This window comes from Amycolatopsis sp. NPDC051102 (genome assembly GCF_040682815.1).
Classification (GTDB): Bacteria; Actinomycetota; Actinomycetes; order Mycobacteriales; family Pseudonocardiaceae; genus Amycolatopsis.
In genome coordinates this window covers 55,711-71,302 of the sequence record NZ_JBFBBT010000001.1, presented here as the reverse complement: position 1 = coordinate 71,302, position 15,592 = coordinate 55,711, and the positions used below count along the sequence as shown (strand labels likewise).

Genomic DNA, 15,592 nt, shown 5'->3' with positions numbered 1-15,592 from the left:
TCTTCCGCCGATCAGTGCGTCGGTGGGGTCAAGGAGGCGGGGAGCCGGGTCGCCGCGTCCGAGGCGAGTGTCCGGGCGCGATGGCATTCCTCCGGGTCGACGAGGCGTTGGCACAGGGCGGTGAACGCGGCCTCCGTCCTGGTGGCGGCGCCGAGTTTGAGCAGAACGGTGTGCACGTAGTTCTTGGCGGTCTTGTCGGAGATGTCCAGCCGCTCCGCGATCTTCCGGTTGGACAACCCGGCCGTCACCAGCGTGAGCACCCTTTTCTCCTGCTTGCTCAGCCGGGGTTCGCCGGATCCGTCACCGTCGGATGTCCCCGCCGGCGCCTTCGGTCCGTCGGCATCGGTGCGGGAACCGACCCGTTCGGACAGCATCCGGCTGGCCAGCATCAATGAGTCCACAGCTTGCCGGACGGAGCGGAGGGCCTGCTCGACCAGATCGGTGGTGTCGTCGTCCTGGCTTCGTCCCGGGCCTCTAGTCGGCAGGGTGAGTACGTGGGCGCCGGTTGTCGTCACTGAGGTCTCCTCGGAATGGTCGGCGGGATGGTGTTCAGCGACCGCGCTGTGGCATGGGTTCCGCGCGCGCCGGTTCCGGTGCGGAGGCGAGCCCGAGGACCTCGTCGAAGCTCTCGCGCAGGCAGCGCAGGAAGGCCTCGGGTTCGGTGATCGCACCGGTGTCCAGGTTGACGCCCATCTGCGCCCGGTCCAGGTAGGAGACCAGCGCGACGCTCACCGCGCCGCGGAGCAGCGGTGCGTACGGGTGGATCGCGACCACCTTGGCCCCCGCCAGGTGCACCATCTGGGGAATGCCCGCGAAATTGCTGGCCAGCAGGTCGTTGTCGCGGAACATCTCTTTGGCGACGCGGCCCACCAACGACGGCGGCAGGGGGGTGAGCGGGCGGGAGAGGAGGCTGAGCGCGTGCAGCGTGGGCCCCTCGCGCACGGCGGTGACGGCGTCGTGGACCAGCCGCACCCGCTCGGCGGGCGTGTGGCCACCGACCGGGAGCACCAGGCGGGTGCTGGCCAGGTGATTGCCGCCGGGGACCGCGCCGGGCCGGCGCACGCTGATGGGCAGCAGGGCGGGCAGCACCTTGAGTGCCAGGCCGAAGCGCTGGTGGTAGCGGTCGAACGCACCTGCCACACCGGCGAGGTAGGCGTCGTTGAAAGTGCCGCCGGCGGCTTTGCCGGCCGCCCTCAGCGCGTCGAACGGGATGTCCAGCACGTCGAAGCGGGCGTAACGGCTGCGTCCCGCCAGCAGTGGTGCCGGCGGTGCCGACGGGAGCACGGTGGCGTGGGCGAACGACTTCGCCATCGCGAGCAGCTCCGCCGCGTGCGGCAGGCGTCTCGGCCGGCGGACGGCACCGTTGCGCTGAGCGCTGGTCACGGCGGGCGCGGCAGCGAGCCGGACCTTCCACGAAGCCCGCAGCAGACGACCGAAAATCCCCGCGAATCGTCCGGCGGCGAGCAGGAGACGGTTGCCGGATCGCCGGGTCGCGGCCACCGGCGGCAGCAGTTTCTCCTCGGCCGGTTCGGCCTCGTCATCGACCAGCAGGTACACCAGCTGGGACGCGCCCGTCCCGTCCGTGAGGCTGTGGTGGATCTTGAGCAGGTACGCCGCGCCGTGCCCGTCGACCCCCTCGACCAGCACGGCTTCCCACAGCGGTCGCGCGGGGCTGAAGGGCGACATGCTCAGCGCTTGGGCGAAGTCGAGCAATTGCCTGTGCGAGCCGGGTGCGGGCAGCCGGACCCGGCTCAGGTGGTTGGTCACATCGAACGCCGGATCATCGCCCCAGAAAGGCCGTCCCCACCGCAGGGGCGGCTCCACGGGCCGCTTCCGCAGCAGCGGGGCGACCCTGCTCACCCACTGGTGCCGGCCCACGAGGCGCTCCCAGTCGGGCGCACGGTCCAGCAGCAGGAGGCCGACCAGATTGGCCTCGACCCCAGCGCTGGTGTCGACCCGCCAGAACATGGTCTCCACCGGGTTCATCTCCCGCACCGCACCCCAGGACACCGCGTTCGAGAGGTGCCGGAACGGACTCGAGTTCATGGTTGTACCCGCTTTCGGTGTCGTGGGTGGACACACCGGCGAAACGCCACATCGGACTCGACTCGACGTGGCCGCCACCCATTCCCGGTCGAGCTCCTCCGAGGTCTCAAGCTACGCGGAAGAAACGGCCGCGCAATGGCCATTCCCGCCTGCATTGTTGAACGTGTTGAAGGGGAACCGGTTCACCCGCGACATTGGTACTAGTTCGAGAAGCCCATTGGCCAACCCTTGCCATCACCGCGACACTGGACGTGGCTGCTTGCAGTCGTTTTCGACCCGTGCCGCCAGGGCCCGGACGGTCCCACGTCGCACGGCGAGTCCGCCGAGAAACCGGACGTCACCGAATCTGCCCGGACACCACCACGCGAGGAGATCGAGCATGACCACGAGCAGGACCAGCCGCAAGCGCACCGGGTTGTTCGACTACCTGGGCAACATCGTCGACGACACCAAGGACTTCGTGGACGACGTGCTCGACCGCGGCCGTGAGGTCGACGACGACAGCCGCCGGACCGCCCGCCGCGTGCTGCGTCCGGACGGCGAGACGGACACGGCCGACGACCTCGCGGACCTGCGTGAGCAGCTGGAAGACCTGTCCAAGACGGTGCGGAAGCTGAGCTCGGCCGAAACCACCCCCAACCAGCCGGCGAAGAGCAGGTGACGAGCGGGCGCCGGGCGGCACGCGTACCAGGGCCGTCATGACTCGGGATCGGTCCGCCGGCGCCCGAACGCGGAAGCGGCGCGCGCTGCAGCGCCAACCGAACGGCACGCTCTTCGACATCGAGGCGAACCGGGTGGTCGACGTCGCCGAGTTGCTCGACGACGTCAAAGCGGGTCGCCGCTTCCGCGCCTACCGCCGCAACGGCGCCGACTGCACCGTGGAGGTGTTGGTCCAGATGCTCGACGACGCCATGGCAGGGCAGCACGCCGGCTTGCCCGCTTCGGGGCTGCTGGCACTGCTGACCCCACGCCCACCGACGAGGCACGGCCCAGTCGCGCAGTCCAGGGACACCGTGGTGCCACTGCACCCGGTGGACGTGCCCACCGGGACGGCCGACTGTGGCTGAGGGGAGGGTGCGCTTGCTCGCGGCCACGCTCACGCGCTTGGCCGTGCGCGAGGTGGCGAGTTCGCGCGGGGGCGAACCCGAGCAGCGCCGTCGCGAACGGGCACGGGCGATCCGGGCTGCGTTCGAGCGGCTGGGGCCGCTCTACATCAAGGTCGGCCAAATGCTGTCCACCCGGCCGGACTTCGTCTCCGCGGCCACCATCGAGGAACTCGGCAAGCTGCACGACCGGGTGCCTGCCGCGCCGTTCTCGGACTTCGAGCCGGTTCTGGAGGCGGAACTGGGCCGCGGGTGGCGGCGCTGCTTCCGCCACATCGATACCGAGCACCCGCTCGGGTCAGCGTCACTGGCCCAGGTGTACCGGGTGCGGCTGGCCGACGGCAGGACCGGCGCGCTGAAGGTCCAGCGCCCCGGTATCCGCTCGATCGTGCGCACGGACATGGCGGTGCTGCGCAACGCCGGCCGGCTGCTGTCCACCACCCGGCCCAAGTTCGACACCGTGGTCGACATCCACGCCATGCTGGACCTGATCTTCGAATCGGTGGGCGACGAACTGGACTTCACCACCGAGGCCAGGCACATGGAGCTGGGCCGGGAGCAGGCCGCGGAGTTCGACTTCCTCACCGTGCCCGAGGTCCTGGTGGCGACGCCCCGGGTCTTGGTGCAGGACCTGGCTGGGGGCCGGTCCATCCGCGACGTCCCCCGTGAGGAGCTGCCCGAGGACGAGCGCATGGCCGTGGCCCACGACCTGCTGGCGTTCATGTACCGCAGCTACTTCGTCGGCCGGCTGTTCCACGCCGATCCCCACCCCGGCAACATTTTCGTCGAACCCGGCCGGGGGGCTTTCCTGATCGACTGGGGCATGGTCGGCAGGCTGGACCGCCCGATGAGCCTCAAGCTCGCCCTGACGCTGATCAACATCGTGCAGAACGACGGGGACGGCGCGGCGAGGGCCTGGGTGGAGATGGGCAAGCCGACGCAGTGGGCGGACATCAGCGGGTTCACCGGCGACGTCGCCGCCCTCGTGCCCAAGGCGGCGACGGCGTCGTTGGAGGAGCTCAACTTCGGTATGACGCTGACCACGGTTCTGCGCCACTCGACCAAGCGGGGCATCAAGATCAGTCCGGTGGTTCCGATGCTGGGGAAGTCTTTCGCCAACATGGAGGGGTCCATCCGCTGCCTGGCGCCCGAGCTGTCGGCCGCCGAAGTGCTGCGGGCGGAGCTGGCCGACATCGTGGTCGACATGACCTGCGAGACGCTCTCGGAGGGCCATCTGGCCCGCGGTGTCGTGGAGCTGCTGCTGGCCGCGAACGGCAGCTACAACCACGCGCGCGGGATCCTGCGGGACCTGTCCAACCGTGATTTGCAGATCCCGGTGGACTCGAAGAACACCGGGAGCCAGGAACTGACGGCCAGCAAGCTGTTCTACGGCACGCTGACGGGGGTGGCCGGCGCCTGGCTGTGGCAGCGGTTGAAGCGGTGACGGCCGGTGGGTCAGGCGCGGCGCATGAGCCTGATCACCGCCTGGGTGCGGTCGCCCACATGGAGCTTGTAGAAGATGGAGTGCAGGTGGTTCTTCACCGTGCGTTCCGAGATGCCCAGCGCGCGGGCGATCCTGCGGTTGGAGAGTCCCTCGACGAGCAGCTGCGCAACTTCGTCCTCACGCCCGGTGAAATTCCACCGAGAATAGGAATCGTCTTCGGCCGAGTTGGCGATCGAGGCCTCACGGCACATCTTCTCCGCCCGGCTCAGAAACGCGTGCGCGATGTCCTGGTGCCTGCGCGCAAGTCGGATCAACTCGTCCAGTGCAAGATCTTCGCCGGTCTCAGCTTCGGATGTTCCTCGGCACACCGGCGACTCCTCTGCACTTCACTCACAAGTAGTTGCGGCGCCATGACAGTAACAAACTAGCGATCATCCAGGGGAGACAATAGCGTCCATTCAGGCTGTTCTACCGGAAATTTCAGATTAGACGGCACGTTCGGCGCATCCGCCCACACGAGGCTGTCTCGACACTCTGCCATCTTTGGAATATTCCAGTTTTGGGCACATTAGTCGCCACTCCGGCCACCGATCCGATCTCAATCCACCACAATGCGGACACCGAAATCCGCCTGGTAGATCCACTTCCCGTCGACCCACAGTTCCGCCCGGGCGACGACCAGGTGCCCGTGCTGCTCCTCGACCACCTCGAGGACATCCGCGGTGACGATCACCATCCGATTCGCCGGCAGCACCTGCCCGCGGTACTTCCACGTGACCGGCCGCCCGAGCGCCACCGGCTCGAAGCGCGCGCCGACCGCTCCGCGGCCGAGCCCACGTCGGACGGCGTACCACCGCACGAGCAGACACATCGCTTCCAAGCCGAGGGAACCGGGCTGCACCGGGTCCTGGAAGAAGTGCGCGCGGAAGAACCACTCGCCCGGGTCGACCTCCTTCTCCCCCCGCATCCGCCCCAGTCCCGCCCGCCCCCCGTCAGGCCAGTACCCGGTGATCCGGTCGAGCACGCGCAGCATGTCGCCGGAGGGCAGGCCGGTACCCGGGCGCCACTCGCCGCGCAACTGCTCGTGCCACTCCGACGGCTCCGCCAAGGCCGCGCGGTGCGCCGGGCCGGCGGGCAGGCCGCTCTGTCCGGCGAACGCCTCCGGCGGGAAGAACCCGAAGGTGGTCGACATGGTCAGCACCGGGGTGTCCCCGAGGCGGCACTCGACGGCGAACCGCTGGATCGTGGTGCCGCCGCTCGTGGCGGACTCGCGCATCTCGGCGCGGGTGCGCAGGACGCCCGCGCCCGGCCCGACCTCGGCCAGCACCGTCACGGCGCCGTCCAGGTTGCGGAACCTGCGGTCCGGGTCGAACCCGTGGCTGTACGCGGCGAGCCAGCCGCAGGGTTGCAGGGCCGCCTCCAGCAGCACAGCGAACGGCATCACCGGGCGATCGTCGTGCTCGAAGAACCACGCCAGCGCGGGAACGTCGTACTCGACCTCGGCCGCCGTGCCCGCGCGCAGGCCACCCATCGGGCCGGTCACCTCCGCGATCCGGCTCATGAAGTGGTACGGCGGCCCCGGGCAGCGCGGTGCGATGTGCTCCGCGTCGTCCAGCGAGGCGGCGGCCGGGCCGAATCCATCGCTGGGGCGGCCCCACGCGCACGCCAGCAGCGAGGCGTAGCCGAAGCGGAATCCGTCGGATTCCGCGACCACCCGGGGTTCGTGGTGACCACCCAGCCCGCCCAGCTCGGCGGACGGCAGCGCAGGTGCGGTCCCACGCGGCACCGCCGGTCCCGAACGCCACTGGTCCAGCGGCCAGTCCGGCACGAGGCGCACCGCCAGCCCCCGTGCGTGCAGTGCCCCCACACCGTCCACCGAGCACAGCACGTCGGCGACCAACGTCGGCCGGGTCCCGGTCGACAGCTCCCTGACGAATACCTCGTAGACGATCCGCCGGTTGCGGGGAGTCGCCTGGGCCCGGCAGGTCAGCCGGACGGGGCGGTCGGGCACCGGCTCGAAGCGCCACCCGTCCCGCTCGACGGTGCACCCGGTGGCGCTGAGGTAGAACGCCATCGCCTGGTGGCAGCCCTGGAGCATCAGGGACCCGGGCATGCACGGATCGTCCTCGAAGTGAGCTGCGAAGTACCACTCGTCGGGCACGATGGCGCTCTCGGCACGCAGATGGCCGCGCCCCCACGGTCCACCGGTCCAGTCGAGCGCGGTGACCTCGTCCAGCGCCCGCAGCCGGCCACCCGCGATGCGGGGTGTGCGCACGTGGGACCGGGTTTGCCCCCACTCGCCGCCGAAGCAGTCGGCCGGCCGGCCGTCGAGCAGCGCCCGCACCTGGTGCGGGCCGAAAGCCGACCGTGTGGCACTGCGCCGGGGCGGGTCCAGCGGTCCCTGCGGCACGGGTTCGGCCTCCGGCCGCCACGCGATCCCGGCCCCTCCCCCGAGTTCGTGCCGGGCGAAGAAACCCGCGCGGGCGTGGCGCACGGTCAGCCGGGGCGCGCCGTTCACGCGGCAGTCGGCGCGGAAGGACGCCAGCAGCACCCCGCCGTGTTCGGCGACCCCCTCGACAGTGGTCTCGAAGTCCACCGTGTCGCCGGCACCCGGCGGGCTGCCGTGGTGGGTGACCTCGCAGTCGAGCATCCGGTAGACCTGCTCCCCGCTGGTGCGGAGGTCCACACCGAGCCAGCTCAGCAGCAGGATGTTGCCCTGTCCGAACTCCGCGAGCAAGGCGGGCGCCACACGTCCGGTGGGGTCGAGGTACCAGCCGCCTTCACGGACATCGGTCTGCGTGCGGATCGCGCCGCCGGTCATGGACGCGGGCTCCGCGTCCAGTGCGACGACCCGGTCCACGAGCAGCACCGGCGGCTTGGGCAGCCGGGTTCGCCATCGGGTGCCGTGAGGCCCGGCGAACCGCGGCCCGAAGACCTCCGCGACCCGGCCCTCGGCGTGGCGCTCCAGCTCGGCACGCCCGAACAGCGGAGCCGGGCCGGTGCCGGGCAGAGCGGCGGGCGGGACAGCGGGACGCGGGACAATGGCAGGCGAAGCGGGCTCCCCGGTGGTGCCCGCACCGCGCAGCAGGGCGTCCACCCCGGCGCGCAGGTCGAGAAACTTGCGGTGCACCACCGCCTCCCGCTCGACGAACTCCTGGTGCAGCCGGCCCACGCGCCGGTGGTAGGCGACCAGCGGCGAGGGCGGTACGGGGTGGAGCGGAGCCCGCACGAGCCGGCCCAGCAACGCCGGCACGTCCATCCGCACGCCCGCCGCCGTCAATTCGGCCACGGCCCGCAGCAGCTGGCGGATGCCTCCCGCCCCCGGCACGTCGAGTGCCACGGCCAGGTGCTCCCGTTCCCCAAGCACCTGGCGCACCCAGTTGGCGCACAACCCTTTGGGGCCGAGTTCCACGAACACCCGCACGCCGTCTTCCCACGCACGCCTCACGGTTCCGGCGAAATCGGCCGTCCCGACCAGCTGTGCGGCGAGCGCGTCGGCCACGGCGTCCGGTGTCGGCGAGTACCAGCCGGTGGTGGCGCACGAGTAGTACCTGGTGGCCCCGACGTCGACCGTGGGGTGGTGGTACAGCCGCCACAGCTGATCCCACACCCCGGCCAGCTCCGGCACGTGCGCGACGATCGGGTAGTCGACCTCCCACGAGGGCTCGCCGAGCCGGCGCACCACGCGGGCGCACGCGGCCGGGTCGCCGCCCACCACGCAGGACTCCGGCGAGTTGACCAGCATCAAGTACGCGGCCGCTTCCCCCTCGATCGCCCGTCTCACCTGTTCGGCCGAGGCGCCGATCAGGTGGCAGGACCACTCGCCACCGGCCGCCCCGGCGCCCCGGCGCGCCTGGCGCCACACGTCGAACCGGCCGACCACCCCGTCGGTGTAGAGCCAGGAGTCTCGAACCCGTCGGACCACCTCGTCCGCGTCGCGCCACGCACCGGTGGCGACCAGGGCGGTCATCTCACCCGAGGAGTAGCCGACCACGGCGTCCGCCCGGAGGGCGAGCAATTCCGCCACCACCCCGTGGTGCACTCCCGCCAGGACTCCCGAGCCCCAGATCTGCCGCAGCGCCCTGGGCAGTGCGGAGCCGTCGGTGACGCCGATCAGGTCACCGAGCGGTCCGTAGCGCCGTTCGAGACGGGCCACGAGGTCCGGGAACGCAAGCAGCAGTTGCGCGCCCATGCCGGGGTAGGAGGCGGCGCCGTTGCCGAACAGGAAAGCGACCTGCCCCGGTAACGGCCGGTCCCGGTACGCCACCCCGTCCGGCTGCGGACCGCCGCTCTGCAGCCACCGCTCCGCGGCGGATTCGACACCGGCCGGCGGGTCACCACCGGCCGACCACACGACCAGCCTCGCGGGTCCGTCGTCCCCCGGTCGTCCGGCCCTCAGGGCCGCGAGCACCTCGCCGCGGTCGGCACCGGAGTAGACGTGCCACGACACCGGTGCCCCCACCACCCAGGGCACCGCGTCGGCGAGCCGCAGCCGGACCGGCCCGGCTGCGGTGGCCACCGAGGTGTCCCGCGTGCCGATCAGCGACCGGGCGGGCGCGTTCGGCCTGGGCGCGGCCCGGTGGGCGATCGCCAGCACGGCGCACGCCACGCGCAGCAGGTTCCCGCCCGCCGGCCACGACCGGTCGGGCCGCGGCACTTCGACGGCCGGCTCGGCACCGAGGTCCTCGACCAGCGCCAGCGACCGGTTCCCGTCCCGCCGCGCGGCGGTGTGCCGTTTGAGCACCACCGCGACCGCGCAGCCGGCTGCTCCCGAGGTCACCACCGCGGTGTCGAGACGGCGTGCGGCCACTGCCCGGACCGCCTCGTGCAGGTCCTCGGTGGTGTCCCCGGCCCAGCAGGACAAGCCCGCGGCTCGTGCGGCCTCCCGGGCGGCATCCGGCACCAGGTCGGTCCCGTTCCCCGGACCGGACTGCCACGGAACACCGTCGAGCAGGCAGTGGCGCAGATCGTCCACCGTCCGGCCGTCCGGGGTCCGGACGGCCACCGCGACGACCGCTACCTGTTCAGGGCCCACCGGGCGTCCCCCTCCTCCACCGGCTCGTCGACCGGCACGTCGGGCCGGCGCACGAACACCACGTCCGCCAGCTCCGCCACCAGTTCGCCCGCCTGGTCCACGAGCCTGGCGTCGCAGGTGACGACATCCCGCTCGGCGTCCCCGACGAGGACGGCGCACCGCACCGGAGCAGACACCGGCCCATGCCGCCCGAGCAGCAACCGCCCCACCGACATCGGCAGCCACGCACCACCCAACCGCCTGGCGGCCCACAGTCCCGCCAGCTGAAGCGCCCCGTCCACCGCAGCCGGGTCGGTGTGCCACGGGCCGTCCGGCCAGCCGACCGCCCGCAGGCCGAGCACGACGCCGGTCGCGCCGTCGGCCGTGAGCACGGGCGGACCGTCCAGGACCTGGAACCGCGGGCCGTGGAACAGCACGACGCCGTCGTAGACCCGCGTGGGGTCGAGCGGTTCGCCGCTCGACGGCGGAGACCAGCTCCGCTGTGATCCCGCGCTCGCGGAGACGGTCGCGTGGTAGTGCGCCGCGCCGGATTCGCCGAGCAGTTCCACCTCCAGCACGGCCTCCTCCGCGACCACCCGCTCGCGGCCCCGCACCGTGAACCGGTGCCCGCCCCGGGCCAGGTCGGGCAGCACGGCTTTGCGCAGTACCCGCACGTCGCCCACCGTGACCGGACCCCCGGGGCGCCACACCGCGGCCAGCGCCCGGAACCACTCCAGCGCCAGGGCCACGGGCAGCACCGGTGTGCCGGCCACGCTGTGATCGGCCAGGTAGCCGTGAGCGGCGTCGGTGACGACCACTTCGGCCGTCAGGCGGCGTTCTCCGCCGTGCAGGGTCCTCGTGCCCTCACCGGCGACGACGACGTGGACATCCGGGTGGGCACCGGTCACCTCGGCGACGAAGGCCGCGGACCCCGCACCGGGGTCGACCAGCGGCACGCCGCGCTCGTCGAACCGCTTGGCCAGCGCCCGGGTCACCATCCCGCCCCGCCACGGCCCCCACGCGATCGACCGGACCCGGCAACCGGGACGTCCGGCCTGTTCGGCCAGCGCGACGTGGGTGAGCACCTCGTTGCCCATCGCGTAGTCGGCCTGGCCGACGTTGCCGAACTCGGCGGCCACCGACGAAAAGACGCAGATCAGGTCGAGCGGATCGGTGGCGGTGGCGGCCAACAGCGACCGCAGGCCGTCGACCTTGGTGCCGAAGACCCGGTCGAAGTGCTCGTCGGTCTTGTCTTCGAGTGCTTGGTCGGCCAGCACGCCGGCGGCGTGGACGATCCCGGTGATTGGACCCCACTCGGTGCGCACGGACGCGAGCGCGGCGGCCACGGCCGCCGCGTCGCGCACGTCGACCTGGAGGTAGCGGACCTCGCTGCCGGCGGTGCGCAGCTCGGCCAAGGCACGCCGCAGCTCACGGCCCGCCAAGACGTCCCGGGCCCGGGTGCCCGCCTCCACCGGGGTGAGCATTTCCCCGGTGCGCTCGCGTTCGTGTTCGACCAGCACGCGGGTGAGGGACTGCACGTCGGGGCAGTCGCGCAGCTCGACCGGCTCGTCCGCGAGCGGGGTGCGCCCCAGCAGCACGAGCCGGGGGCGGAACTGCTCGGCCAACCCGCACAGGGCCTGCGCGGTGATACCGCGGGCCCCGCCGCTGACGACCAGGACGGAACCGGGACCGATCCGGTCGTCGCGCTCGGCGGGTGACGCGGGGACCAGGGCGAGTGCCGTGCGCGAGCCGTCGGCCCGCAGCGCGATGTCCGACGCCGGTCCGCCCTCCAGCAGCTCCGCCGCCAGGACGCGGGCGATCTCCTGGGGGGCGCGGTCGCCGCGTTCGCAGTCGAGTGCCTTGACCACGGCGTCCGGCCACTCGGCGGCGGCGGTGCGCGCGGCCGCCGCGACACCGCCCAGCCACGCGCGTTCCGGCTGGCGCCCGCTCGCACCGAAGTCACCCCCGGTGTCCTGCACGGTGACCAGCAGGCCACCTTCCCGCCGGAAGCGCGGAGACACCCGGCGCAGGTCGCGGAACACCTCGTGCTCGACCACGAGCGCGTCGCCCGCCGATCCCACGTGCCGCAGTCCCCCGAGGTGCACGAGGGCCGGAGTGCCGGCGGGGACGTCGGTGACCACCTCCGCCGGTATCCCGCGTCCGACGAGTTCGGCGGCCAGAGCTTCGGCGACACCGCCCCCGTCGGCGGTGATGGTGACCGGGTCCGCGGACAGACCGGGTGCGCGCAGCCCGGGCAGCGGCGCGGGAACCGCGCGCCTGATCAGCCGGACGAGGGGAAGCCGGTCGGGTCGCCCCGGCGGGGGCGCGGCCCGGCCGGGCACGGTCGGTGTCTCGCCCGGTGGCGGCTCGAGCGCCACCGACGGTGCGGGTGCGGGTGCGGGTACGGCGGGCGTCGTAGCGGCTGCTCCTTCCGCCACCACCTCGCCGAACACGTCGGCGATCTCGCGCAGCGACCGCAGGGTGCCCAGCCGCGCCGCCTCCACTTCCGGCAATCCGTCGACCTGCTGCCGCAGCGCGGAAAGCACCTCCACCCGCTTGATGGAGTCGATGCCGAGGTCGGCTTCCAGGTCCATTTCCCCGTTGAGCATCTCGACCGGATAACCCGTCTTGTCCGCCACGACGGCCAGCAGCACCGACTCCAGATCGGCGGGCGCCGGTTCCCGTTCCGGCTCGGCGAGCGGAGCCGGCGTGGGGGCCGGCGCGGGGACGGTGCCCGGTGGGGTCCCGAGCGGGGGCGGCAGGTGCGCCGGCGCCTCGGGCAGCAGCACTGGTGCGGCGGGAAGAACCGCCTCCGGCAGGGGCGCGGGTGCCGGCGGAGCCTCGGGGGCGCGGGGGATGTCCGCTGCCGGGGAGGTGCCGTCGCCGTTGACCACTGCCGCCATGCCGGCGAGCGACACCTCGGCCAGCTTCAGGAACGCGGTGTGGCTGTCCCCCATGGCCTTCTGGTACGCGGCGTGCGCCGCGGCCGTCTCCCGCTGTGTGTCCGTCACCGCGGCGAGCCAGGCCGGGTCCGGGGCGGACCGGCTCGGTGCCGCGGGGACGGGCGGACCGGCGGGCACTGCACCGGTCATCGGGGGCGCGGGCTGCGAGGGCACCGGTGGCGGGAGTGCCACGGCACCGCCCTCCGGCGGGTAGCGCTTACCGCAGTTGGCGCCCAGGATGGGCACGGTCGCCCGGTCCGCCGTCGGCTTCGGTTCCGGCTCACCACGACCGTAGGACTCCCACAGCGCGGTGAAGTCCATCCGCACACCGGCCACGGCCAGCCGCCCCAGCGCGTCGAACAAACTCGCGACACCGTGGCCGCGGCGGGAGTCGGTGCTGATCGCCCGGTGGGGCCGGTCGCCGAGCACCGCATCCACCAGGCCGGTCAGCACCGAACCCGCACCCACCTCGACGAAGGTGCGGGCACCGCGCCGGTACAGGGCCTCGACCTGCTCGGCGAACCGGACCGGCGAGCTGAGCTGGCCGGCCAGCGTGCGCCGGATCTCGTCCGGGTCGTCCGGGTACGGTGCCGCGTCCCGGTTGCCCAGCACCGGCACGCTCGGGCGGCGCACCGGCACGGAAGAGAGGAAGCCGAGCAGCGGCTCGCCGGCCTCGGCGACCAGCGGGCTGTGGAAGGCGTGTGACACGGCCAGGCGCCGCGACCGGATGCCTTCGCCGTCCAAGAGGCCCTTCAGGCGTTCGACCTCGCCGACCCGGCCCGAGACGACCACCTGGTCCGGACCGTTGTGGTTCGCCACCCACAACCCGTCGTCACCGAGAGCCCGGAGCAGTTCCCGAACCCGTGCCGGCGGGGCGCTGACGGCGAGCATCGCCCCCGGTTCGGCGTTCACCCCCGCCATCAGCTCGCCGCGCTCGCGCGCGAGGCGCACCAGGGTGGGCGCGTCCATGACGTCGGCGGCGTGCAGGGCGACCAGTTCGCCCAGACTGTGCCCGCCGGTGAAATCCGGACGGATGCCCAGCGACCGCAGCACCTCCAGCAGCGCCAGGCTGTTCACGGCGAGGGCGGGTTGGGCCCATTCCGTCCGGGTCAGCGTTTCCCGCTGGGCTTCGCGATCGGCATCGGTGAAGACGGGCACCGGGTGCGCCACCTCGTGCAGGGCGCGCTCGCCCATGGCGACCGACGCGGCCAGGTCCCACGCTGCCAGCGCCTTCGGCAGATGCATAGCCACGTCCCCGCCCATGCCGGGGTACTGGCTGCCTTGGCCGGGAAACAGCAGGCACAGCCCACCCGGCTCGGCCTCCCCGGCCGCGTAGTGGGAGCCGGCCGGTGTGGAGAACGGTTCCTCCGGCCGTGCCTCGACCTGTCGCCGCACCCGGTCCACTTCGCGCAGCAGCTCGTCCCGGTCACCTGCCACGAAGGCGGCACGGTGGGCGTCTTCGAACCGGAAGGCGCCTTGTGCCGTCCGGGCCGTCGCCGTCAACGGGCCGCCTTCGGCGAGCTCGTCCAGCCGGGCGAGCAACTCGGCCGGCGAGGACGCACTGAGGGGGACCAGTTCGGCGGGCAGTGCGCGGAAACGGGGTGCCCGGCGCGCGGCCGAGCCGGTCCCCGGCCGGTACTCCTCGATCGTCACGTGGAAGTTACTGCCGCCGAACCCGAAGCTCGACACCGCGGCGCGACGCGGGTGGGAACCGTCGCGGACCCACGGACGCGGCGCGGTGTTGAGGTAGAGGGGGCCGTCGTCCCAGTGGAGGTCCGGGTTGGGCCGTTCCACCTTCGCGGTCGCGGGCAGCACGCCGTGGTTCACCGCCAGCAGCGCTTTGAGCAGGCCGACCGCGCCCGCCGCCGACTTCAGGTGCCCCAACTGTGATTTGACGGAGCCGACCGCGCACCGGGGCCTGTCCCCACCGGAGCCGAACACCTCGTGCAGCCCGGCGGCTTCGGCGGCGTCGCCCGCCTTGGTGCCCGTGCCGTGGGCCTCGACCAGCTCCACGGTCTCCGGGCCGTACCCGGCCGCCCGGTACGCCCGGCGCAGCGCCCGGGCCTGCCCCTGCGGCACGGGGGTGTAGACGGCGGCGCCCCGTCCGTCCGACGAGCTGCCCACTCCCCTGATCACCCCGTAGACGCGGTCGCCGTCGCGTTCGGCATCGGCGAGGCGCTTGAGCGCGTACACCACCACGCCCTCTCCCAGAACGGTGCCGTCGGCGCGGTCGGAGAACGGCCGGCAATCGCCCGACGGCGACATAGCGGGCGTCTTGGAGAAGCACATGTACATGAGGATGTCGTTGGCGGTGTCCGCCCCACCGGTGATCATCACGTCGGCACGGCCGAGCGACAACTGGTCCACGGCCGCCGACAGGGCAGCCAAGGAGCTCGCGCAGGCGGCGTCCGTGGTGAAGTTGGCGCCGTGGAAGTCGAACCGGTTGGCGACGCGGCCGGCGACGACGTTGTCGAGCAACCCGGGGAAGGTCTCCTCCTGCCACTCGGGGTAGTGCCCGGCGATGCGGTCGCAGATCCGCTGCGCCTCGGGTTCGGCGACGCCCGACTCGCGCAGCGCCTTGAGCCACACGGGACGCTGCATCCGCGCGGCCATGGTGTACAGCAGCTCCACCGCCGCTGTGCCGAGCACGACACCGACGTTCTCCCCGTCGGGCGCCGTCCGGTCGCCGAAGGCGTCGGTGAGCACCTGCTCGACCGCGACCAGCGTGAGAAGCTGCGTGGTGTCGGTGGCGGCCAGCGCCTTGGGCGGAATTCCGAACGACAGGGTGTCGAAGTCGGTCGGCCCCAGGAACGCGCCACGTCGGCTGTAGGTCTTGTCCACGGCGGACGGGTCGGGGTCGTAGTAGTCCTCGGCCAGCCAGTGCGTCGGAGGGACCTCGGTGATCAGGTCCCGTCCGGTGAGGACTGCCCGCCAGAAGTCCTCGATCGCGTCACAGCCGGGCAGCAGCGCACTGACTCCGACGACCGCGATCGGGACTTGGCGCGGGTGGGGCGGATCGGTCATCGTTTCCACGTGCGACTCC

General features: G+C 72.4%; 8 protein-coding genes. 3 read left to right on the top strand and 5 right to left on the bottom strand.

All coding sequences use genetic code 11. From position 1 onward, the window contains the following. Positions 1-11: 11 nt before the first annotated feature. Both AB0M93_RS00230 and AB0M93_RS00225 read right to left on the bottom strand, forming a co-directional pair. Positions 12-515 carry a LuxR C-terminal-related transcriptional regulator gene (locus AB0M93_RS00230; protein WP_364266252.1) on the bottom strand — a complete coding sequence of 168 codons (504 nt, stop codon included), beginning with the start codon at positions 513-515 and terminating at the stop codon, positions 12-14. A gap of 34 nt (positions 516-549) precedes the next feature. Next, a complete protein-coding gene (locus AB0M93_RS00225; RefSeq protein WP_364266249.1) occupies positions 550-2,046 on the bottom strand; it encodes a wax ester/triacylglycerol synthase domain-containing protein in 1,497 nt (498 codons plus the stop codon). Between the two features lie 379 nt (positions 2,047-2,425). Between AB0M93_RS00225 and AB0M93_RS00220 the strand changes: the two genes are divergently transcribed. Genes AB0M93_RS00220 through AB0M93_RS00210 form a run of 3 tightly spaced genes read left to right on the top strand, consistent with a single transcriptional unit; the run spans position 2,426 to position 4,593 of the window. Continuing rightward, complete coding sequence (locus AB0M93_RS00220) at positions 2,426-2,707, top strand: hypothetical protein (protein ID WP_364266246.1); 282 nt, start codon at positions 2,426-2,428, stop codon at positions 2,705-2,707. Positions 2,708-2,744: 37 nt separating this feature from the next. Further along, complete coding sequence (locus AB0M93_RS00215; protein ID WP_364266243.1) at positions 2,745-3,113, top strand: hypothetical protein; 369 nt, start codon at positions 2,745-2,747, stop codon at positions 3,111-3,113. 43 nt (positions 3,114-3,156) lie between these two features. Beyond that, complete coding sequence (locus AB0M93_RS00210) at positions 3,157-4,593, top strand: AarF/ABC1/UbiB kinase family protein (protein ID WP_364268885.1); 1,437 nt, start codon at positions 3,157-3,159, stop codon at positions 4,591-4,593. A gap of 11 nt (positions 4,594-4,604) precedes the next feature. On the opposite strand, the gene AB0M93_RS00205 is transcribed toward AB0M93_RS00210, so the two are convergent. The 3 genes from AB0M93_RS00205 to AB0M93_RS00195 all read right to left on the bottom strand — a co-directional run bounded on the left by AB0M93_RS00205 (position 4,605) and on the right by AB0M93_RS00195 (position 15,573). Next, positions 4,605-4,961, bottom strand: a complete 357-nt coding sequence (locus AB0M93_RS00205; RefSeq protein WP_364266240.1) for a LuxR C-terminal-related transcriptional regulator — start codon at positions 4,959-4,961, stop codon at positions 4,605-4,607. Positions 4,962-5,191: 230 nt separating this feature from the next. After that, positions 5,192-9,628 carry a hypothetical protein gene (locus AB0M93_RS00200; RefSeq protein WP_364266237.1) on the bottom strand — a complete coding sequence of 1,479 codons (4,437 nt, stop codon included), beginning with the start codon at positions 9,626-9,628 and terminating at the stop codon, positions 5,192-5,194. Continuing rightward, entirely contained in the window at positions 9,610-15,573 is a 5,964-nt protein-coding gene (locus AB0M93_RS00195) for an SDR family oxidoreductase (RefSeq protein WP_364266234.1), read from the bottom strand. The genes AB0M93_RS00200 and AB0M93_RS00195 overlap by 19 nt, the downstream gene beginning before the upstream one ends. Between the last annotated feature and the right edge of the window lie 19 nt (positions 15,574-15,592).